The sequence below is a fragment of the Xanthobacter autotrophicus genome, assembly GCF_029991245.1.
Classification (GTDB): domain Bacteria; phylum Pseudomonadota; class Alphaproteobacteria; order Rhizobiales; family Xanthobacteraceae; genus Xanthobacter; species Xanthobacter autotrophicus_C.
In genome coordinates this window covers 45,750-65,589 of record NZ_JAIVFO010000008.1, presented here as the reverse complement: position 1 = coordinate 65,589, position 19,840 = coordinate 45,750, and the positions used below count along the sequence as shown (strand labels likewise).

At 67.8% G+C, this 19,840-nt stretch carries 18 protein-coding genes and 1 tRNA gene; 5 read left to right on the top strand and 14 right to left on the bottom strand.

Annotated elements, in window-relative coordinates; all coding sequences use genetic code 11:
- The first annotated feature begins 216 nt into the window (after positions 1-216).
- The 5 genes from K9U41_RS03240 to K9U41_RS03220 all read left to right on the top strand — a co-directional run bounded on the left by K9U41_RS03240 (position 217) and on the right by K9U41_RS03220 (position 6,603).
- The gene (locus tag K9U41_RS03240; protein WP_282639425.1) at positions 217-1,437 is read left to right on the top strand and encodes an ABC transporter substrate-binding protein; all 1,221 of its coding nucleotides are present in this window, start codon (positions 217-219) and stop codon (positions 1,435-1,437) included.
- Between the two features lie 172 nt (positions 1,438-1,609).
- Complete coding sequence (locus K9U41_RS03235) at positions 1,610-2,509, top strand: branched-chain amino acid ABC transporter permease (protein WP_282639424.1); 900 nt, start codon at positions 1,610-1,612, stop codon at positions 2,507-2,509.
- A gap of 4 nt (positions 2,510-2,513) precedes the next feature.
- Positions 2,514-4,505: a branched-chain amino acid ABC transporter ATP-binding protein/permease gene (locus tag K9U41_RS03230; protein ID WP_282639423.1), complete on the top strand. Its 1,992-nt coding sequence runs from the start codon at positions 2,514-2,516 to the stop codon at positions 4,503-4,505.
- Between the two features lie 9 nt (positions 4,506-4,514).
- Positions 4,515-5,237: an ABC transporter ATP-binding protein gene (locus K9U41_RS03225; protein WP_282639422.1), complete on the top strand. Its 723-nt coding sequence runs from the start codon at positions 4,515-4,517 to the stop codon at positions 5,235-5,237.
- 31 nt (positions 5,238-5,268) lie between these two features.
- Positions 5,269-6,603, top strand: coding sequence for an alpha/beta hydrolase family protein (locus K9U41_RS03220; protein WP_282639421.1), 1,335 nt, complete (start codon positions 5,269-5,271; stop codon positions 6,601-6,603).
- A 61-nt stretch (positions 6,604-6,664) separates the two neighbouring features.
- Here the strand turns inward: K9U41_RS03220 and K9U41_RS03215 are convergent, their stop codons facing one another.
- The 14 genes from K9U41_RS03215 to K9U41_RS03150 all read right to left on the bottom strand — a co-directional run bounded on the left by K9U41_RS03215 (position 6,665) and on the right by K9U41_RS03150 (position 19,815).
- Positions 6,665-7,939, bottom strand: a complete 1,275-nt coding sequence (locus K9U41_RS03215) for an MFS transporter (protein WP_282639420.1) — start codon at positions 7,937-7,939, stop codon at positions 6,665-6,667.
- Between the two features lie 360 nt (positions 7,940-8,299).
- A tRNA-His gene (locus tag K9U41_RS03210) sits at positions 8,300-8,376 on the bottom strand.
- 189 nt (positions 8,377-8,565) lie between these two features.
- Positions 8,566-8,766 carry a hypothetical protein gene (locus tag K9U41_RS03205; RefSeq protein WP_282639419.1) on the bottom strand — a complete coding sequence of 67 codons (201 nt, stop codon included), beginning with the start codon at positions 8,764-8,766 and terminating at the stop codon, positions 8,566-8,568.
- 160 nt (positions 8,767-8,926) lie between these two features.
- Positions 8,927-9,886 carry a PDR/VanB family oxidoreductase gene (locus tag K9U41_RS03200; protein ID WP_282639418.1) on the bottom strand — a complete coding sequence of 320 codons (960 nt, stop codon included), beginning with the start codon at positions 9,884-9,886 and terminating at the stop codon, positions 8,927-8,929.
- 248 nt (positions 9,887-10,134) lie between these two features.
- A complete protein-coding gene (locus tag K9U41_RS03195) occupies positions 10,135-10,959 on the bottom strand; it encodes an SDR family NAD(P)-dependent oxidoreductase (protein ID WP_282639417.1) in 825 nt (274 codons plus the stop codon).
- A gap of 11 nt (positions 10,960-10,970) precedes the next feature.
- Positions 10,971-11,396, bottom strand: a complete 426-nt coding sequence (locus tag K9U41_RS03190) for a MaoC/PaaZ C-terminal domain-containing protein (RefSeq protein ID WP_282639416.1) — start codon at positions 11,394-11,396, stop codon at positions 10,971-10,973.
- Positions 11,397-11,408: 12 nt separating this feature from the next.
- Positions 11,409-11,852 (bottom strand): MaoC family dehydratase N-terminal domain-containing protein, encoded by a 444-nt coding sequence (locus K9U41_RS03185; protein WP_282639415.1) that lies wholly within the window; start codon positions 11,850-11,852, stop codon positions 11,409-11,411.
- Entirely contained in the window at positions 11,849-13,036 is a 1,188-nt protein-coding gene (locus tag K9U41_RS03180; RefSeq protein ID WP_282639414.1) for a lipid-transfer protein, read from the bottom strand. Before K9U41_RS03180 ends, K9U41_RS03185 begins: the two co-directional genes overlap by 4 nt.
- Before the next feature lie 183 nt (positions 13,037-13,219).
- Complete coding sequence (locus K9U41_RS03175) at positions 13,220-14,185, bottom strand: NAD(P)H-dependent flavin oxidoreductase (protein WP_282639413.1); 966 nt, start codon at positions 14,183-14,185, stop codon at positions 13,220-13,222.
- 27 nt (positions 14,186-14,212) lie between these two features.
- Positions 14,213-14,884 carry a TetR/AcrR family transcriptional regulator gene (locus K9U41_RS03170; protein WP_282639412.1) on the bottom strand — a complete coding sequence of 224 codons (672 nt, stop codon included), beginning with the start codon at positions 14,882-14,884 and terminating at the stop codon, positions 14,213-14,215.
- A gap of 129 nt (positions 14,885-15,013) precedes the next feature.
- Positions 15,014-15,799: a FadR/GntR family transcriptional regulator gene (locus tag K9U41_RS03165; RefSeq protein WP_282639411.1), complete on the bottom strand. Its 786-nt coding sequence runs from the start codon at positions 15,797-15,799 to the stop codon at positions 15,014-15,016.
- 84 nt (positions 15,800-15,883) lie between these two features.
- Positions 15,884-17,464 (bottom strand): class I adenylate-forming enzyme family protein, encoded by a 1,581-nt coding sequence (locus K9U41_RS03160; RefSeq protein WP_282639410.1) that lies wholly within the window; start codon positions 17,462-17,464, stop codon positions 15,884-15,886.
- A 97-nt stretch (positions 17,465-17,561) separates the two neighbouring features.
- Positions 17,562-18,533: an NADPH:quinone oxidoreductase family protein gene (locus K9U41_RS03155; RefSeq protein ID WP_282639409.1), complete on the bottom strand. Its 972-nt coding sequence runs from the start codon at positions 18,531-18,533 to the stop codon at positions 17,562-17,564.
- A 19-nt stretch (positions 18,534-18,552) separates the two neighbouring features.
- The gene (locus K9U41_RS03150) at positions 18,553-19,815 is read right to left on the bottom strand and encodes an acyl-CoA dehydrogenase family protein (protein ID WP_282639408.1); all 1,263 of its coding nucleotides are present in this window, start codon (positions 19,813-19,815) and stop codon (positions 18,553-18,555) included.
- Positions 19,816-19,840: the final 25 nt, after the last annotated feature.

The following is a 19,840-nucleotide window of genomic DNA, read 5'->3' as shown; positions in this document are numbered from 1 at the left end:
CGCCGGCGGAGAACCGCCGGGCGGGCAGGGGGCGGCGGGCGCGCATTTTTGGGCGTGCAGGCGCGCCGGACGAAGATACCGGCCGCGCCGTTACGGAAATCGCCTTAGGTTGCACTGGTGCATCGGCGTCAATTGGCTTAAACGTTTCAGACCTAACCGACGAAAAGTCGGATCGAACCAATAAAGCCGTAAAACCAGGCAATCAGGGAGTGAAACATGCGAGTGAGCGGAATGATTGCGGCGGTCGCCGCAAGCATCGCCATGGCCGGTGTCTCCATCGCAGGCGTCGCCGTGGCAGCGGAACCCATCAAGATCGGCCTGAGCGGGCCCTTCACCGGCGGTTCGTCCTCCATGGGCGTGAGCATGCGTGACGGCGTGAAGCTCGCGGTCACGGAGATCAACAAGTCCGGTGGCGTGCTCGGCCGCCAGCTGGTGCTGGTGGAGCGCGACGACGAGGCCAAGAACGAGGTGGGCGTGCAGATCGCCCAGGAACTCATCAACAAGGAAGGGGTGGTCGCCACCCTCGGCTATATCAATACCGGCGTGGCCCTGGCCTCGCAGCGCTTCTACCAGGAAGCGGAAATTCCGGTGATCAACAACGTGGCCACCGGCACGGTCATCTCCAAGCAGTTCCTGCCGCCGGACAACAAGTCCAACTACATCTTCCGCACCTCGGCCAATGACGCGATCCAGAGCGGCATGATCGCCGACGAGGCGGTCAAGCGGCAGGGCTTCAAGAAGCCGGCCATCCTCGCGGACTCGACCAATTACGGCCAGCTCGGCCGGGCCGACCTCGAAAAGGCGCTGGCCGGCCTCAGCGTGAAGCCGGTGGCCACCGAGAAGTTCAACATCGGCGACACCGACATGACCGCGCAGCTGCTGCGCGCCAAGGAGGCCGGCGCCGACGTGATCCTCACCTACGCCATCGGTCCCGAGCTGGCGCAGATCGCCAACGGCATGGCCAAGCTCGGCTGGAAGGTGCCCATGATCGGCTCCTGGACCCTGTCCATGGCCAGCTTCATCGACACCGCCGGCGCCAACGGCGACGGCGCCATGATGCCCCAGACCTTCATCCAGCTGCCCGACACCCCCAAGCGCAAGGCCTTCATCGAGGCCTATCAGGCGGCCTACAAGATCGACCGCATGCCGTCCCCGGTGTCGGCCGCTCAGGGCTATGATTCCGTGCTCCTGCTCGCCGCCGCCATCACCCAGGCCGGCTCCACCGACGGGCGCAAGATCCGCGAAGCGCTGGAGAACCTGAACGCCAAGGTGGAAGGCGTGGTCACCATCTACGACCGTCCGTTCAGCGCCGTCGACCACGAGGCCATCACCCCCAACATTCCGGTGTTCGGCCAGGTGAAGGGCGGCCGCGTCGTCATCGCCCATCCGGAAGATATCGCCGGCGAGAAGGCGGTGCGGGTGAAGCCCAAGAGCTGAATGCTTCGCTGAGTGGTCGACCCGGCTCAGGTCGCCGCCGCGGCGGGGCCTGACGGCTCGCGCGTCACAAGAAGGCCGCCCGGTGCGCTCCCGCGTGCCGGGCGGCGGCCCTTCCCGCCCCGAAGGGGCCCTCCCGCGCGGCGCGCGGGGCCTTGCGCTTCGGAGACCCTTGATGAACATCCTCTCGCAGCTCATCGTCAGCGGCATCGCCGTCGGCATGATCTACGGCGTCATCGCCTTCAGCTACCAGCTCACCTTCGCCACCTCCAAGACGCTGAATTTCGGCCAGGGCGAAGCCCTGATGCTGGGCGCGCTGGTGGGGCTCACCACGGTGAACTTCCTTATCGGCCAGGCGCTGGGCACCCCGCTCGCCTATTTGCTCATGCTGCCCGTCGTGTTCGCCTTCGGCCTCGCCCAGGGGGCGGTGGTGGAATGGCTCGGCGTGCGCCCGGCGGTGAAGGCCAATTCCGAGGCCGGCTGGATCATGGCCACCATCGCCCTCGGCATCATCTTCCGCAATCTGGCGGAGAACATCTGGGGCCGCGACGCCCTGCGCTTTCCCTCGCCTTTGCCCGAAGCCTCTCTCAACATCTTCGGGGTGCGCATCCAGCCCATGGAGATCGCCATCGTGGTGGGCGCGTTGCTGATCATGCTGGCGGTGGAAGTGTTCAACCGCCGCTCCATCTTCGGCAAGGCGGTGGTGGCCACCGCCAACGACCGCGACGCCGCCGGCCTGATGGGCATCGACACGCGGCGCGTCATCACCTTCTCCTATGCGCTCTCCTCCATGACGGCGGCGTTTGCCGGCGTGCTCATCGCCCCGGTCACCCTCACCGGCGCCACCATGGGCGCGGTGCTGGGGCTGAAGGCCTTCGCGGTGGCCATCATCGGCGGCCTGTCGAGCGGCATGGGCGTGATCGTGGGCGGGCTCATCCTCGGCATCACCGAGACCCTCACCGGCTACTACATCTCCACCGGCTACAAGGACGTGCCGGGCCTCGTGCTCCTGCTGCTCGTGCTGTCGCTGAAACCCTCGGGCCTGTTCGGCCGCGCCACCATCAAGAAGGTGTGAGGCCATGCTGGCGCGACGCATCCTGTCTTCCGCGTTCCCGATCCTCGGTCTCGCCGCGCTGGCGGTGCTGCCGTTCGTGGTGACGAGCCCCTATTACCTGCATCTCGTCATCACCATCGCCATCTACGCCATCCTGCTGCTCGGGCTGGACGTGGTGTTCGGCTACACGGGCGAGGTCTCCATCGGCCATGCCGCGTTGTTCGGCATCGGCGCCTATACGGCCGGGTGCCTGGCCATGCATTTCGGCATCGGCTTCTGGCCGGCGCTGCCGCTGGCGATCATCGTCACGGCCCTGTTCGGCATCGTGCTGGCGCTGCCGGCGCTGCGGGTCACCGGGCCGTATCTCGCCATGGTGACATTGGCCTTCGGCACCATCGTGCAGATCCTCATCAACGAGATGACGGACCTCACCAACGGTCCCCTCGGCATCAAGCTGACCACGCCCCTGTTCCTGGATCTCAGGTGGCTCGGCGACACCATCCCGCTGTTCGACATGTCGCTCAAGCGCATGAAGGAGGTGGAGTATTTCTACATCGCCGCGGTGGCTCTGGTGCTCACCCTGCTGGTGATCAACCGCATCCTCGCCTCCCATCTCGGGCGGGCCTTCGAGGCGCTGCGCGACAGCCCCATCGCCTCCGACTGCATGGGCGTGAGCGTCTACAAGCACAAGGTGATCGCCTTCGTGGTGTCGGCGGGCTTTGCCGGGCTCGCGGGGGCGTTGTTCGCCTATTCGGAGCAATATATCGCGCCGAACAACTTCGGCTTCGAGCTGTCGGTGCAGTTCCTGCTGGCGGTCACCGTGGGCGGGCGCAAGTCGCGGCTGGGGCCAATACTCGGGGCGGTGATCATCGTCTTCCTGCCGAACCTGCTCTCCGACATCGTGCTGTTCCGCTACATCGCCGGCGCCATTGCCGCCATCGCGGTGGTGGCGGGCGTGCGCAGCTTCATCCGCAATCCGGAGCACCGGGTGCAGACCGCAATTCCGGTGGTTTTGTGCCTCGCCTTCTTCGCCTTCTCGCTGCTGCTGGAGAAGATCACCGACTACAAGCTCGCCATCTTCGGCGTGATGATCCTGTTTGTGGTTTATTACCTGCCGGACGGCATCGTCGGCTTCCTCAAGAAGGCCGCCGCGCAACTCTGGCCGAACCTGGTGAAGACCCATGCGGTCATCGAGGCGGAGGCCACGGCCAAGCCGGTCACCGCCACCGCCACCGGCCATGACGGCGTGCTGCTCCACGTGGACGGGGTGGTGATGCAGTTCGGCGGCCTGAAAGCCCTCGACACCGTGAGCATCGAGGTGAAGCCGGGCACCATCCATGGCCTCATCGGACCCAACGGGTCCGGCAAGAGCACCATGATGAACGTGCTCACCGGCATCTATGTGCCCACCGCGGGGTCCATCCGCTTCAAGGACCAGGACATCGCCGGGCGCACCTCCTCCGACATCGCGGCGCAGGGCATCGCGCGCACCTTCCAGAACGTGCAGCTCTTCGCTGAGCTGACGCTGATCGAGAACGTGCTGGTGGGCCTCCACCACACCTATCGCGCCACCTTCGCCGAGGTGGCGCTGGGCCTGCCGCGCATAAGGCGGGAGGAGAAGGCGGCGCGCGAGCGGGCCATGAGCCTGCTCGCCTTCGTGGGCCTTGCCGACCTTGCCAACGAGGAGGCGCGCAACCTGCCCTACGGCAAGCAGCGCCTCTTGGAGATCGCCCGCGCGCTGGCGCTGGACCCGGACCTGCTGCTGCTCGACGAGCCGGCGGCGGGCCTCACCGCGCCGGACATCAAGCATCTGGTGGAGATCATCCGCAAGGTGCGCCACGCCGGCGTCACTTTGGTGCTCATCGAGCACCACATGGATGTGGTCATGGGCCTGTGCGACACGGTCACGGTGCTGGATTTCGGCCAGAAGATCGCGGAGGGCAAGCCGGCGGCGGTGCAGGCTGACCCGCGGGTGATCGAGGCCTATCTCGGCGGCGCCGCCGTCGCGGCCGAATAGGAGGGCGCCATGCTGGAAGTCACCGATCTCGTCGCCGGCTATGGCAAGGTGAAGGTGCTGCACGGCCTCAGCCTCACGGTTCAGGAAGGCCAGCTCGTCACCCTCATCGGCTCCAACGGCGCCGGCAAGACCACGACGCTGCGCGCCGTCTCCGGCATGATCGTGCCGGAATCCGGCTCGGTGCGGCTGGATGGTGAGGACCTTACCGGCCTGCCGGCGTTCAAGATCACCAAGAAGGGCCTTGCCCATTCGCCCGAGGGCCGGCGGGTGTTCCCCACCCAGAGCGTGCTCGACAATTTGCTGCTGGGCGCCTTCCCGCGCCTCACCGGGGCGCGGCCGCGCGGCGACGTGGAGGCCGATCTCGACCGCATGTTCGCCCTGTTCCCGCGCCTCGCCGAGCGGCGCACCCAGCTCGCCGGCACCCTCTCCGGCGGCGAGCAGCAGATGCTGGCCATGGCCCGCGCGCTGATGCTGAACCCGCGCGTGCTGCTCTTGGACGAGCCCTCCATGGGCCTTGCCCCGCGCCTGGTGGCGGAGGTGTTCGCCACCATCGCCCGGCTGAAGGAGCAGAAGACCACCATGCTGCTGGTGGAGCAGTTCGCCGCCGCCGCGCTGGAGGTGGCCGACTTCGGCTATGTGATGGAGAACGGTCGCCTCGCCGCCCACGGCCCGGCCGCCATGCTGAAGAACGACCCGGCGGTGCGTGCGGCCTATCTGGGCCACGCGCACTGAACTCAACAAAGAAACGCCAAGGAGTTGACCCTTGGAATTAACCAGGAAGCAGTTCAGCCTCGGCATGCTCGCTGCCGGGCTCGGGACGGGGATGACTGGCAGGCCGGCCGGCGCCCAAACCCCGGGCGCCGCCCAGCAGGCGACGAGCCTTGCCACAACCCCCTCGGCGGCCAATCAGGCGACCTATTTCTTCAAGAACTCGGCCTTCGAGTTCGTGCTCATGACGAGCCTCGGGCGCGCCTATCACCAGGGCGGAAATGTCGGCAAGGTCCTCCATGTCATCCGGCAGATCGAGGACGGCAACTTCGAGAGCGCTTATCAGGCCCTGATCGCGGCGGGACATGAAGCCCGCGCCATGGCCGAGGACTCGGCGGGCAAAGGTCACGCCGAAAGCGCGCGCCAGGCCTATCTCTGGGCGCAGAATTTCTATGACAGTGCCATCTACTTCTCAGACGGTACCGGGGATCCAGCGCGGGTTGCAGCTGCCTGGCAGCTGATGGACGACTGCTGGCTGAAATCCATCGCCCTGTTCGACCCGCCCATCGAGCAGGTCAGCATCCCATATGAGGGCACCGCGCTGCGGGGCTTCTATTTTCGCGGCAGAAGCACCAAGGAGAAGCGTCCCCTGCTGATCCTGTGCAACGGCAGCGACGGCTCGGCCCTCGACATGTGGATGATGGGCGCGGCGGGAGCCGGGGTCCGCGGCTATGACTGCCTCACCTTCGACGGGCCGGGGCAAGGCTACGCCTTGTGGAAGCAGGGCCTTTATTTCCGGCCGGACTGGGAGAAGGTGATCACGCCCGTCGTCGACTTCGCCCTCGGCCGCGACGGCGTGGATCCGAAGCGGATCGCCATTCAGGGCATCAGCCAGGGTGGATACTGGGTTCCCCGCGCTGTTGCGTTCGAGAAGCGGATCGCCGCCGCCATTGCCGACCCCGGCGTCATCGACGTGTCGACCTCGTGGACCGCAGCCCTGCCGCCGCCGATGATCCAGCTGCTGAAGGCCGGCCGAAAGCAGGAATTCGACGCCTTCTTGGCCAAGACGCTGGATCCGGCCACCCGGAACGCACTGGTGTTCCGCATGAGGCCCTATGGCGTGACCTCCTATTTCGATGCCTTCAGGGCGACCATGGACTACGACCTCACGGACGTGATCGACAGGATCGAATGCCCGATGCTGATCACCGCACCGGCCAATGAAGCATTCTGGCCGGGGCAGTCGCGCCGGCTCTACGATCTCCTGACGTGTCCGAAGACCTTGGTCCCCTTCTCGGCATCCGATGGTGCGGACCTGCACTGCGAGCCGAAGGGGTACGGATTGAGGGATCTTCGCGTGTTCAACTGGCTCGACGAAACCTTGGCCTGAAGATCCAGGTCGAATTCCGCCGGCCGCCCGATATCCACGGGCGCGGGGCTCGCCGTCGATGTCAGGCCTGCTTGCGATCGGCGTCGGGGTGGTGGAAGGCGAGCACCAGCACCACGGAGGACAGGGCCAGCCCCGTCATCAGCAGGAAGCCGTCGGCGAACGATCCGCGCAGCCCGAGCACCCATCCGGTGATCACCGGTGCCGCGAAGCCGGACAGGGCGAAGCCGAAATCCATGATCCCCAGCGCCGTGGCCGCGCGCTTGGGCGCCACATCCACGTTCACCGCATAATAGGCCGCGTTGGCGCCCATGGAGGCCGCCACCGCCACCGTGATGCCGGCAATGGCCACGGCGAGATTGTCGCTCAGGGCCACCGGCACCACCGCCAGCGCCGCGACGAACTGCGTGCCGGCGATGAGATAGGAGCGCGCCACCCGCAGCCGGCCCGTGACCTTCAGCAGATGGTCCGACCACCGCCCGAGCGTCCACAGCGCGGCGGCGGCCGCAAGCCAGGGCAGGACGGTGAAGACACCCACCTGCGCCAGGTTGAGCCCATAGGCCTGATGCAGGTAGCTGGGCAGCCAGGTCATGAAGAAGAACAGGAAATAGCCGAAGACGAAGAAGGCCCAATAGTTCACCAGCAGCGTGCGGTTGGTGAACAGCGCACGGATTTCCGCAGCCGCGGGCCATTCACGCGCCGCGTGTTGCTCGGCCTCCACCCGCCCGGCCCGGATATGGTCCAGCTCCGCCGCATTCACATGGCGTGATTGGGCGGGATCGTCGCGGAACAGGACAAACCAGAGCGGCACCCACGCAATGGAGACGACGAACAGCACGCCGAAGGTCCAGCGCCAGTCCAGCACCGACAGGAGCTGGGTGACGATGGGGCCGCCGATGGCGAGCGCCAGCGGCACCGAAACCAGCGCATAGCCGAGCGCGGTGGCCTGTTCCTGGGGCGGCAGCCAGCGGCTTACGGCGCCCGCGAGCGCCGGGAAGTTGGGCCCTTCCGATACGCCGAGCAGGGTGCGCGCCAGATACAGGGTGAGGAAGCCCGTGGCGGCCCCGGTCAGGCCGATGGAGAAGCTCCACAACAGCGCCGCGGCGGTGAGCACCAGCCGCGCGCCGTAGCGATCCACCGCGAAGCCGCCGAGCAGGGTCGTCACCGCGTAGCCGAGGCCGAAGGCGCCGAGGATGATCCCCGCATCGCCCTTCGAGAGTCCAAGCTCCTGTTCCATCAAGGGGATGGCATAGGAGATGGCGGCCCGGTCGATGTAGTTCACCACGGTGACTGCAAAGAGCAGGAAGATCACCACCATATGGAATCTGGTCGCCCGCATGTCTTGCTCCCCGTGAGGACGGTTGGCCTCACACGCGCGAACGCGCCCATGGCACCAACCCGGCTACCACGACCATCATCACCGCCAGAAGGGCCACGAACAATGCCCATTGGTCCAACGATGCGGCGAGCTGCGCCCAAGGCGTCAAGCCTGATCTTCAACCGGGTGCGGGAGGTGGCTTGGTGGGCGCATTCCGTTCCGCTTGTCAGGGAAAATGAGGCTCAGAACGGCCTGTCTCGGCGCCGGCCGCGAAAGACCGCGCGGCTCGACCTTCAATCGGGTGGTGCCTCGTGCGCTCCAGAGGCCCGGCAAAAGCCGCCGTGCTTGAGCAAATTCCGCTGATTTTGGAAGGGTTTGATGTGGTACAGGTGGGTGGGCTCGAACCACCGACCTCCGGTTCCACAGACCGGCGCTCTAACCAACTGAGCTACACCTGCATGCCGACGATGCCTGGGGCACCGGCAGAGAGCGCGGAACCTACGCGCACGACCCGGCAATTTCAAGGGGCCGCATGCGCGCAAATCACAGGGGATTTTCCGCCCCGCTGCTGGACCTTCGCCCATGCCGGAACGCCCTGCGCGCCAGAGCCGCAGGGTGCCGGAGGGCGACTGACGGTGCGGGCGCCGTCAGTTGGGGCGCGCGAAGCTGGTATCTTCGGCCGTGAGCGTCGCCACCTTGGCCGTGATGGAGGCCCACGCGCGGTGCTCCTCCATCTTGCCGCCGATCTCGAAGCTCTGGGCCATGCGCGCGGCGAAGTCCACGCCTTCGGGGCCGTATTGGTCGGCGATGATGAAGGCGGTCCGCCAGACGTCTTCTTCGGAAACCATGGGGTTCATTCCTTGCGCTGTGACCGCAACGGGGCCTGGAGCATCTTCAAGCGAAATGGATACCGTCTGGCTTGAAGACAACGCACGAACTCGGCACGAACTCGACTTCGAGAGCGGCTTCGCGGGTCCATGAAACGCGAAGCCGCCCGAAGTGGAATTGTCACAAATCCAACACCAGCAGGTCGCCTTTGGCACGCGACACGCAGGCCAGGAAATAGCCCTTTTCCTTCTCATCGGGCTTCAGGCGCTTGTCGCGATGGTCGATCTCGCCTTCCAGCACCTTCACCTTGCAGGTGCCGCAGGCGCCTTGCTCGCAGGAGGTGGGCACCTTCACGCCGGCTTCCTCCAGCGCCGCGGTGACGGAGCGGTCGCCGGGGATCTTGATGACCTTGCCGGAGCTGGCGATCTTCACCTCGAACACCTTGTCCAGCAGCGGCGGGGGCGCCTTGGCGGTGAAGCGCTCCACATGGATGCGGTTCACGCCGTAGCCCTTCTGCTGGGCGTTGGCGATGACCGGGTCGAGCCACCAGTCCACGCCGCACAGGAACAGGTGGGTGTCGTCCGGCCGGTCGGCGAGCAGGGCCGCCGGGTTGAGGCGCGGCTCGGCGGCCTCGAAATAGAAGGTGGTGTTCTCGGCGAAGGCCGAGGCCTCGATGGTGGCGCGGAACGAGCCCGGCGAGCCGCCGGCGAACAGATAGTGGAACTCGAACGGGATGTTCTTCGCCTTCAGGTGATCGGCGATGGAGAGCACCGGCGTGGCGCCGATGCCGCGGGCGAACAGCAGGGCGCGCTTCACGTCGCGCGGCACCTCGAAGCGGTTGCGCGGCTCGCCCACCTGCAGGCGGTCACCCTCGTTCACCTGCTGGAACAAGGCCTTGGAGCCGCCGCGGCTGTTGGCATCCTGCCACACGCCGATCACGTAGCGGTGCCGCTCGCTGGCGCTGTTGCACAGGGAATACTGGCGCATGAGGCCGCCGGGAATGGTCACATCCACATGCGCGCCCGCCGTGAAGGGCGCCAATTCGCCGCCCTCGGCGGGGACGAGTTCGAAGGAGACCATGTTTTCGGCCTCGACCGTCTTCCTGGCCACGACCACCGACTGCAGGGCTTCGTCCGACATTGCTGACCTCTTCATCCGCGCGGAACGCTGGTGAAGGAGAACACGCAAGGTTGGGGCCAACTTCCCGCAGGTGCGGTGGTGTGCGGCGCGCCAATGCCCGTGAGCTTTGCTCATGGGGCATTGGTCAAGCCCGCGCGGCACCCGGCTCCGGCCATTGCCGGAACCGGTCTTAAAAAGCCATAACTCGGGAATACCCGAGTTATGGAGCGTACCCACTTGGCATCGGTCGAAGACCGAGGCCGATGGTACTAGAAAGAGATGCCGCCGCCGACCACCAGCACCTGCCCGCTGACATAGTTGGATTCCGGCGCGCAGAAGAGATAGACGCCGTCGGCTGCCTCCTCCGGCGTGCCGGCGCGGCCCAGCGGGATAAGGCTGCGGAAGCCGTCCAGCACCTTGGGCGGCAGGCCGATGGAAACCGCGTTGCCCTCCACAGTAATGGACGCCTTGGTCTCGGAGGCGGCCGTCATCCGGGTCTCGATGAGGCCGAAGGCGACGCAGTTCACATTCACCTTGAAGCGCCCCCACTCCTTCGACAGCGTCTTGGTGAGGCCGATGATTCCGGCCTTGGCGGAGGCATAATTGGCCTGGCCCATGTTGCCGCCGGTGCCGGCGATGGAGGAGATGTTCACCACCTTGCGGAACACCTCGCGCCCCTCGGCGGCCTCCTGCGCCGCGCGGATGCGGATCGGCTCGGCGGCGGCCCGCAGGATCTGGAACGGCGCCTTCAGGTGCACGTCGAGGATGGCGTCGAACTGCGCGTCGCTCATCTTGCCGATCAGGCTGTCCCACGTGTAGCCGGCATTGTTGACGATGATGTCCACGCCGTCGAACGCCGCGATGCCGCGATCGATGAAGCTCTGGGCGAAGCCCTCGGCGGTCACCGATCCGGGCACGGTGATGGCCTCGCCGCCCAGCGCCAGGATCTCGGCGCGGACGGCCTCCATCGGCTCGGCATCCAGATCGTTGAGGACGAGGCGCGCCCCTTCGCCCGCCAGTTTCAGGGCGATGGCGCGGCCGATGCCGCGGCCGGCCCCGGTCACATAGGCGACCTTGCCCGAAAGCTTCTTCATGACTGCGACCTTCAGCTGTTCTGGGACGTGAGCGCGAGGATTGCCGCGCCCGCAAGTTTCTGTTCGCCGTTCTGGTCGCGGACGGCGAGGTCGAGGCGCATGCGTTGCTCCCCCTCCGCCTCGAACAGCTCCGCCACGGTCGCGGTGAGGGTGAGGCGGTCGCCGAGGTGGGTCATGGCCAGGAACCGCGTTCCGAAGGAGCGCAGGGCGGTGAGCGGCACATTGGCCGTCAGCAGGCGGCTGAGGGAGGCCATCACGAACATGCCCTGGGCGAACACGTCCTTTTCCCCGGCGGCGTGGGCGAAATCCATGTCGATATGGATCGGGTTGTGGTCCCCCGACGCGCCGGCATAGAGCGCCAGCTGGGTGCGGGTGACGGGGGCAAGCTCCAGCGTGGCGAAGATGTCGCCGACCGCGAGGGCAGGGGCGTGCGTCATGGTTGCGAGCCCCTAGCTGTTGCGGATCACGAGGGTGGATTTCAGATCGGCGACGCGCCGGCCGGCCTCATCGTCCACGGCGGTCTCGCGCAGCACGAATTCCAGAGCGCCGTTCTTCTTGTCGTAGATGTCGGCTACCTTCTGGGTGAAGGTCAGCCGCTCGCCGGCGCACACCACCCGCTTATAGGCGAAGGACTGCTCGCCGTGCAGCAGCCGCGCGAAGTCCAGGCCGAGGCGGTTGAAGAACAGGAACGGGTCCGGCCCGTCCATCTCCAGGCAGAAGAGCTGCGTCGGCGGGAGGGGCAGGGAGGCATAGCCCGCCGCGTGGGCCGCCTCTTCGTCGGTGAAGACGGGATTGGTCTCGCCGATGGTGCGGGCGAAGAAGCGGATGCGCCCCTTCTCCACCTCCACCGTGAACGGATCGAACACGTGGCCGATGAAGCTGCGGTCGATCATCGTGCGCCCCGGTCCGCCGTGTAGAGCGTGACCACGCAGGCGCCGCCGAGGCCGAGATTGTGCTGGAGCGCCACCCGCGCCCCCTCCACCTGCCGCGCCTCCATGGTGCCGCGCAGCTGGCCGGTCAGCTCGAAGCACTGGGCAAGCCCGGTGGCCCCCAGCGGATGGCCCTTGGAGAGCAGCCCGCCCGAGGGATTGGTGACCACCTTGCCGCCATAGGTGTTGTCGCCGTCGAGGATGAACTTCTCCGCCCCGCCCTCGGGGCAGAAGCCGAGGCCCTCATAGGTGATCAGCTCGTTGGCGGTGAAGCAGTCGTGCAGCTCGGCCACGTCCACCTCGTCGGGGCCGAGGCCCGCCTGCGCCCAGACCGAGGCCGCCGCCGCGGCGGTCATGTCGTAGCCGACCACCCGCATCAGGTCCGGCTCGAAGCTGGAGGGAAAATCCGTGGTCATGGCCTGGGCGGCGATGGTCACGGTGGCGTCGATGCCGTGGCGCCGCGCGAACTCCGGCGTGCACAGGATGGCGGCGGCCGCGCCGCAGGTGGGCGGGCAGCATTGCAGGCGGGTGAGCAGGCGCGTCACCGGAGGTGAGGCCATCACCTCCTCCACGCTCACCTCCTTGCGGAAGATGGCGCGGGCATTGTGGACCGCATGGCGGCTCGCCTTGGCGCGGATGGCGGCGAAGGTGGTGTCCTTGGTGCCGTACTTGTTCTGATGGGCGATGCCGGCGCCGCCGAACATCTTCGGCGCCATGGGCACGTCGCCGTCATAGGCCACATCGGTGGTGACCTTGATGAAGTCTTCCAGCGGACCCGGCCGGTCCTTCCAGTGCTCCACCAGGGCGCCCGGCTGCATCTGCTCGAAGCCCAGCGCCAGCACGCACTCGGCCTGTCCCGACAGCACCGCATTGCGGGCCAGCCACAGGGCGGTGGAGCCGGTGGCGCAATTGTTGTTCACGTTCACCACCGGGATGCCGGTGAGGCCCACGCCGTAGAGCGCCTTCTGGCCGCTGGTGGAATCGCCGTAGACATAGCCCACATAGGCTTGCTGGACCTTGGCATAGTCGATGCCTGCATCCGCCAGCGCGCTGCGCACCGCCTCGCCGGCCAGCGCCACGTAGCTCGGGCTTTCGCTCGGCTTCACGAAGCACGTCATGCCCACCCCGCCCACCACCACCTGTGCCATGCGTTTCCCCTGAATTTGGTTGTGCCGATGGTCACACGCGCCGGCAGGGTGACTGCGCCGGAGGCTGTCCATCGTTGAGTGGTTTATCGGTTTGTCCGACAAACTATTCCAGCCGGCCCCGGCCTTGTCAACACGTCGGATGATGAACCGGGCCGGCGGTGCGGCTGGCCCGGGCGTTTCGCGTCAGGCGGCGGGGGTGAGGGCGGCGGCTTCCTCCTGCGCCACCTCGCGGCGGGCAGCGTGGTACTCCGCGATCAACTGGCGGCACAGCTCGGCGGCGGGCAGCACCTCGCGCACCGAGCCGACGCCCTGTCCGGCCGACCACACGGTCTTCCAGGCCTTGGCCTCGCTGGCCATGTCCAGCCCGCCCTCATGCTTCGGCTGGTCGAGGTCGATGCCGGCGGCGGCAAGGCTCTGGCGCAGGAAATTCGCCGGTACGCCGCTGACCTTCGGGGTATAGACGATGTCGTCGGCGCTGGCCCCGACCACCATCTCCTTCTGCGCATCGGGCACCATGCACTCCCGCGTGGCGAGGAAGCGGGTGCCGAGATACGCCATGTCGGCGCCGAGCATGCGGGCGGCGGCAATGTGGCGGCCGGTGCTCATGGCCCCGGACAAGATGATGGTGCCGGTGAAGAAGCTGGCGATCTCGGGAATGAGGGCGAACGGGCTCAGGGTGCCCGCATGTCCGCCGGCCCCCGCGCACACGGCGATGATGCCGTCCACGCCGGCTTCCGCCGCCTTGCGGGCGTGGCGCATGTTGACCACGTCGTGGAAGATGGCGCCGCCATAGCTGTGCACCGCATCCACCACCTCGGGCACCGCGCCGAGGGAGGTGATGACGAGGGGCACCTTGTGCTTCACCGTCAGCTCGATGTCGGCGGCAAGGCGCGGGTTGGACTTGTGGACGATGAGGTTGACCCCATAGGGCGCCGGGCGCGGGCCGGCCTGCGCCGCTGCGGCAAGCCGATCCTCGATCTCGCCGAGCCAGGCCGCATAGGCTTCGCCGGTGCGCGCATTGAGGGCCGGGAAGGTGCCCACCAGGCCGCTGCGGCACACCTCCACCACCAGGTCGGGGCCGGAGGCGAGGAACATGGGCGAGGCGATGGCCGGGATGGCAAGATCGCGGAACGCGGCAGGCAGGGCCATGGGGTGTCCTCCGTTGTGGGGCGAGGCTCAGCGCCGGGGCTGGCGTCGTTTGGGGGCGCGCGGCGCGAGCCCCTGGATGAGAAAATCGGCGGTCTGCCGGGCGATCTCGGCCGGCGCGAGGGGGCCGCCGGGCCGGTACCAGTGGGCGATGGCGTTCAGCGCCCCGGCGATGGCGAAGGCGGCGGTGCGCACATCGCAGGGGGCGATGGAACCATCCTCGATGCCGCTTTGGATCACGCCGCGCAGGGCCCGGTCGATCTGCGATTTCAGGCGCCGCAGCTCGGCGCGGTTCTCGGGCGACAGGGCGGTGTCCGGGGTGCGGGTGATGCTCATGCCGAAATCCATGGTCATGGCCTGCGCATATTGCTCCATCAGCGCCCGCAGCCGTTCGAGCCCGCTGGCGCTCGAGCCGGGACCCGGCGCCGCCGCCGCCTCGATCATCTCCAGCCCCATGCGGCAGCATTCGAACAGCACATCGTCCTTGCTGCGGAAGTAATGGTAGAGGGTCGGCTTGGTGACGTTCAGTTGCCGCGCCACGTCGTCCAGCGAGGTGGCGTGGAACCCCTTCTCGTTGAACAGCCGTGCCGCCGCCTTCAGCACCGCCTCGCGCTTCAGCGCCCGGTCGCGCCCGCGCTGGGCGGGAGAGCGCCAGGGCGAGGGGTCCGCCAGCGCGGTATCGGTGGGTTTCGGCGGCGCCATCGCTAAGGTCCGGCTGGGAGGGTGAATGCAGCATGCGAGGATGCCATCCGACCTGTCGGAATGGATGTTACTCATGAGTAACTTTATGGTCAAGGCAATGCAGCGGCCCGCATCGGGGCGTGGCAGGTCTCAGTCTTCGGCGTAGGTGCGGTCGATGGCCTGGTCGATGGACTTGCCGATCAGCTCGAAGCCGCGCTTCCAGTCGTTGATGTGCCGCCGCATCCAGAGCACCGCCTGCGCCTTGTCGCGGGCGCGCAGGGCCGCGATGATGGCGGCGTGGGCCTCTTTGTTCCGCTCGGCGGCGCGGGCGTTGCGCCGGAACAGCATCTCGGTGGTGGGGAAGAACAGCTTGTTCTCCGGCTCGCGGGCGAACTGCAGCACGCGGTTGCCGGAGGCGCGGGCGAGGATGTCGTGGAACTCGATGTCGAGCAGCGCCAGTTCGGAGGGCTTCTTCAGCGCCTTCTCCGATTTCTTCATGTTGTCTTCCAGCTCGGCGAGAATTTCGTCCGTGATGCGCTCCGCCGCCAGCTCCGCCACCGCGGTCTCGATGGCCAGGGTGGATTCCCACAGCTCGCGGAAGGTGATCTCGTTGAGCACGAAGGCGCGGCTGATACCGCCCGCGAACCGGTCGTAATGGGGCACGGCGGCAAACAGCCGGCGGCTGGAATCGCGCCGGATCAGGCCGCTCTGCTCCAAAAGCCGGATGCCCTCGCGCACGGTGGAGCGGTTGACGCCGAACTGGCGCACCAGCTCCGCTTCGGTGCCCAGGGCATCGCCGGCCCGCACCCGGCCGGAGACGATCTGCCGCTCGATGGCATCCGCCACCAGCTTGTAGGCCGGTGCGGGCGTGATGGGCGCGAACACGGAAGACGGTTCCGCCGTCCCGGCCTCGCGCGCCTCCTTGGTCTGCGCCATCTGTCCTCGCTCTCGTCCCGCATTGGCGGCCATCGGGGCCACATCCTGACATAGGCTGACTGGCAAATCCTGTCGAGGCGCCGGTCAGCCCGCCGCGCGTTCGCGCAGCACGCTCTTCATCACCTTGCCGTTGGGATTGCGCGGCAGGCCGTCCGGCAGGATGGTGACGCGGTCCGGCACCTTGTAGTCGGAGAGCCGCGCGGCGCAGAAGCGGCGCAGTTCGTCCACGCTGAGGTCGGCACCGGCCACCACGAAGGCCTCCACCCGCTCGCCCAGCACCGGATCGGGATAGCCCACCACGGCGGCTTCGCTCACGTCCGGGTGGAACACCAGCACGCTCTCCACCTCGGCCGAATAGACCTTGTAGCCGGCGCGGTTGATCATGTCCTTCTTGCGGTCGAACACCTTGAGGTAGCCCTCGGCGTCCATGGAACCCACATCGCCCGAGCGCCAGTAGCCGCCGACGAAGGCGGTGGCGTCGGCCTCGGGATTGCGCCAGTAGCCGGGCACGATGGAGGCGCCGGCGATCCACAATTCGCCCGGAGTGCCGGGGGGCACCTCGCGGCCGTCCTCGTCCATGACCTTGAGGTCGATGCAGGGCATCAGCCGGCCGACGCTGTCGAGCCGCTCGGGCGGGGCATCGCGGGGCAGGATGGCGACGGGCGAACTGGTCTCGGTGGCGCCATAGACGTTGAACAAGGTGAGCTTCGGGCTCTTCTCCTTCAGCCGGCGGGCGCTAGCCTCCGGCATGGGGGCGCCGCCGAAGGCCGCGATGCGCCAGCTGGACAGGTCCAACTGCTCGAACTGCGGATCGAGCAGGCAGAGGTTGTACATGGCCGGCACCATGAGCGCGGCGGTCAGCTTCTCCCGCGCCGCCAGCTCCAGGAACAGCCGGGCCTTGAACTGGCCCATGAGGATGAGGCACGCCCCCGCCGCCAGCGTGCCGTGGATGACGCCCACCAGCCCGGTCATGTGGGCGTTCGGCACTGCGAGCACGGTGCGGTCGCCGGGCTCCAGCCCCAGCGCGTAACGGTAATGCAGGCAGGAATGGATGACGCCCAGATGGGTCAGCACCGCGCCCTTCGGCTTTCCGGTGGTGCCGGAGGTGTAGAGGATGCAGAAGGGATCTTCTTCAAAGACCTCGGCTGCCAGGACTTGCGCGGCGCGGTCGGGCGCCAGCGGCGTGAACAGTTCCTCGTAGGGCACGGAGCCCGCCGCAACGCCGCCGGCGACGAAGCGGTAGCGCAGCTCGGGCACCTCGGCGGCCTCCGGCAGCTCGGCGGCGCAGGCGGCGTCGTGGACCAGCAGCATGGCCCCGCTCTGGGCGAGGATATAGGCGATCTCCGGCCGCCGCTGGCGGATGTCGAGGGTGACATGGATGGCGCCGATGCGCGCGCAGGCCAGCGACAGCTCCACCACCGCCAGATGGTTGCCCACCAGCGTGGCGACGCGCGCGCCCTTGCGCACCCCATGGGCGAAGAGCCCGTCCGCCAGCCGCTCCACCGCCGCGTCCAGCGCGCCATAGGTGACGCGCCGCCCGCCATCCACCACGGCGAGGGCATCCGGCGTGCGCGCCGCCCAGGACCGGAACAGGGCATCGACGCTGGGCGGGCGGTCGATGAAGCACGGCACGACCCGGCCGAAATGGACTTCGTGTCTGATCATGGCTTCCTCCCGGAGCGCCCCCGCGCGGCACTTGCGGCCGCTTCGCGGGACCCGTCCGCTGGCGTTCAAATCACTTTATGCGAGGCCCGTCCCCCGCTCACGGCTCCAGCACCACCTTGCCCACGGTGCGCCGGCCCGCCAGCGCCTCCAGCGCCGCCGGCGCCTGCGCGAGCGGGAACACGTCGCGGATGAGCGGGACAATGGCCCCGGTCCGGCGCAGCGCGAACAATTCGTCGAACAGGACGCCCACCAGCTCGGGACGATGCTGGCGGTAGGCGCCCCAATAGACACCCATGGCGGCGGCGTTCTTCAGCAGCAGCCGGTTGGAGGGCAGGTCCGCCACCGCCCCGCCGGCAAAGCCCACGATGACGAGCCGCCCGCCCCAGGCGAGGCACCTCAGGCTGTCCACCGCGACCTTGCCGCCCACCGGATCGACGATGACATCCACGCCCCGGCCGTGGGTGATCTCCTTCACCCGCTCCACCAGCGGCTCGGCGGCATAGTCGATGATCTCGTCGGCGCCGAGGTCACGGCACAGGGCCGTTTTCTGCGGCCCGCCGGCGGTTGCGATCACCCGTGCCCCCCAGTGACGCGCCAGCTGGATCGCCGCGGACCCGACGCCGCCCGCCCCCGCATGCACCAGCACCGTCTCGCCCGCCTTCAGGCCGGCGCGGTGGCGCAGGGCGAGATGGGCGGTGGGATAGATCACCGGCAGGGCCACGGCCTCGCGCAGGGGGAAGTCGTCGGGCAGCTTCTGCGCGCCCAGCGCCGGCACCGCTGCATGATCGGCGAAGCCGCCGTGGTCCATGAGCGCGCACAGCCGGTCGCCGGGGCGGAACCGGCTGTCCGGCCCGGCCTCCACCACCGTGCCCGCCACCTCGATGCCGGGGGTGAAGGGCAGGGGCGGCTTCACCTGGTAGCGGCCGCGGATCATCAGCGTATCGAGGAAGTTGACCCCCGCCGCCGCCACCTTCACCACGCAGCCGTCGCCGGTGGCGCGCGGGTCCGGGCAGTCGCCGAACACCATGGCGCCGTCTTCGGTAATCTCATGCACGCGCCAGCCACGCATGGCGGACCCCTTTCTGCGATCACGCCTGATGGGCGCTGGGGGGGATGAGATAGGCGGCGGTGCTGCCGCGCCGGGCCTTGGCCTTCTTCAGCTCGTCGCGGGCGATGGTGCGCAGGTGCACCTCGTCCGGCCCGTCGATGAAGCGCATGGCCCGGCCCCAGGTCCACAGGTAGGACAGCGGCGTGTCGGGGGTGAGGCCCATGGCGCCGAACACCTGGATGGCCCGGTCCACCACCTGCGTCTGCACCCGCGCCGCCGCCACCTTGATGGCGGAGACCTCGATGCGGGCGGCCTGGTTGCCGGCCCGGTCCATGAGCCATGCGGCGCGCAGCACGTGCAGGCGCAGCTGGTCGATCTCGATACGGGACTGGGCGATCCAGTCCTGGATGTTGGCATAGTCGGCGAGGTGGCGCCCGAAGGTGCGCCGCTCCAGCGCGCGCTCCATCAGCAGCTCCAGCGCCAATTCGCACTGGCCGATGGTGCGCATGCAGTGATGCACCCGCCCCGGCCCGAGCCGTGCCTGGGCCAGCGCAAAGCCCTGTCCCTCCTGCCCGAGGAGGTTCTCCGCGGGCACCCGCACGTCGCGCAGCAGCACCTCGCAATGCCCCTCCGGCGCATGGTGGTGCATGATGGGCACATCCCGCACCAGCCGCACGCCTGGCGTATCGAACGGCACGATGACCATGGAATGGCGGGCGTGGGGATCGGCCTCCGGCCGTGGATCGGACAGGCCCATCACGATCACGAAGCGGTTGTTGGGGTGCTTGGCGCCGGTGGTGAACCACTTGCGGCCGTTGATGACGTAGTCGTCGCCGTCACGCAGGATGGTGGTCTGCAAATTGGTAGGGTCGGAGGAGGCGGTGTCCGGTTCGGTGATGCCGACGCAGGAGCGGATGCGCCCCTCCAGCAGCGGCAAAAGCCATTGTTCGCGCTGCGCCGGCGTGGCGAACATGTGGAGGATCTCCATGTTCCCGGTGTCCGGCGCGTTGCAGTTGAACACTTCCGCTGCCCAGGGAATGCGGCCCATGATCTCCGCCAGCGGGGCATATTCCAGATTGGTGAGGCGCATGCCCGGCTCGTCGTCCTTCAGGGCGGGCAGGAAGAGGTTCCACAGGCCCTCCGAATAGGCCTTCGCCTTCAGCCGCTCGATCAGGTCGAGGGGATAGCGGCCCGCCTCCACCTCGCGGTGCCACTGGGTGTTGGCCGGCAGCACGTGCGCCGCCATGAAGTCGCTGACACGCGCGCGCAGCCCCTCGACCTTGTCGGAATAGGCAAAATCCATCTCTTGTCTTCCTTGTTCCCGCAGG

What these genes read in the sequence shown, in the direction of transcription:
- K9U41_RS03230 (WP_282639423.1), top strand. Translation starts at nt 2,514, where the DNA reads ATGCTGGCGCGACGCATCCTGTCTTCCGCGTTCCCGATCCTCGGTCTC.
- K9U41_RS03155 (WP_282639409.1), bottom strand. Translation starts at nt 18,533, where the DNA reads ATGCGTGGCTGGCGCGTGCATGAGATTACCGAAGACGGCGCCATGGTG.
- K9U41_RS03195 (WP_282639417.1), bottom strand. Translation starts at nt 10,959, where the DNA reads ATGAAGAAGCTTTCGGGCAAGGTCGCCTATGTGACCGGGGCCGGCCGC.
- K9U41_RS03180 (WP_282639414.1), bottom strand. Translation starts at nt 13,036, where the DNA reads ATGGCACAGGTGGTGGTGGGCGGGGTGGGCATGACGTGCTTCGTGAAG.
- K9U41_RS03200 (WP_282639418.1), bottom strand. Translation starts at nt 9,886, where the DNA reads ATGTCGGACGAAGCCCTGCAGTCGGTGGTCGTGGCCAGGAAGACGGTC.
- K9U41_RS03185 (WP_282639415.1), bottom strand. Translation starts at nt 11,852, where the DNA reads ATGATCGACCGCAGCTTCATCGGCCACGTGTTCGATCCGTTCACGGTG.
- K9U41_RS03160 (WP_282639410.1), bottom strand. Translation starts at nt 17,464, where the DNA reads ATGATCAGACACGAAGTCCATTTCGGCCGGGTCGTGCCGTGCTTCATC.
- K9U41_RS03240 (WP_282639425.1), top strand. Translation starts at nt 217, where the DNA reads ATGCGAGTGAGCGGAATGATTGCGGCGGTCGCCGCAAGCATCGCCATG.
- K9U41_RS03150 (WP_282639408.1), bottom strand. Translation starts at nt 19,815, where the DNA reads ATGGATTTTGCCTATTCCGACAAGGTCGAGGGGCTGCGCGCGCGTGTC.
- K9U41_RS03165 (WP_282639411.1), bottom strand. Translation starts at nt 15,799, where the DNA reads ATGGCGCAGACCAAGGAGGCGCGCGAGGCCGGGACGGCGGAACCGTCT.
- K9U41_RS03205 (WP_282639419.1), bottom strand. Translation starts at nt 8,766, where the DNA reads ATGGTTTCCGAAGAAGACGTCTGGCGGACCGCCTTCATCATCGCCGAC.
- K9U41_RS03235 (WP_282639424.1), top strand. Translation starts at nt 1,610, where the DNA reads ATGAACATCCTCTCGCAGCTCATCGTCAGCGGCATCGCCGTCGGCATG.
- K9U41_RS03215 (WP_282639420.1), bottom strand. Translation starts at nt 7,939, where the DNA reads ATGCGGGCGACCAGATTCCATATGGTGGTGATCTTCCTGCTCTTTGCA.
- K9U41_RS03175 (WP_282639413.1), bottom strand. Translation starts at nt 14,185, where the DNA reads ATGGCCCTGCCTGCCGCGTTCCGCGATCTTGCCATCCCGGCCATCGCC.
- K9U41_RS03225 (WP_282639422.1), top strand. Translation starts at nt 4,515, where the DNA reads ATGCTGGAAGTCACCGATCTCGTCGCCGGCTATGGCAAGGTGAAGGTG.
- K9U41_RS03190 (WP_282639416.1), bottom strand. Translation starts at nt 11,396, where the DNA reads ATGACGCACGCCCCTGCCCTCGCGGTCGGCGACATCTTCGCCACGCTG.
- K9U41_RS03170 (WP_282639412.1), bottom strand. Translation starts at nt 14,884, where the DNA reads ATGGCGCCGCCGAAACCCACCGATACCGCGCTGGCGGACCCCTCGCCC.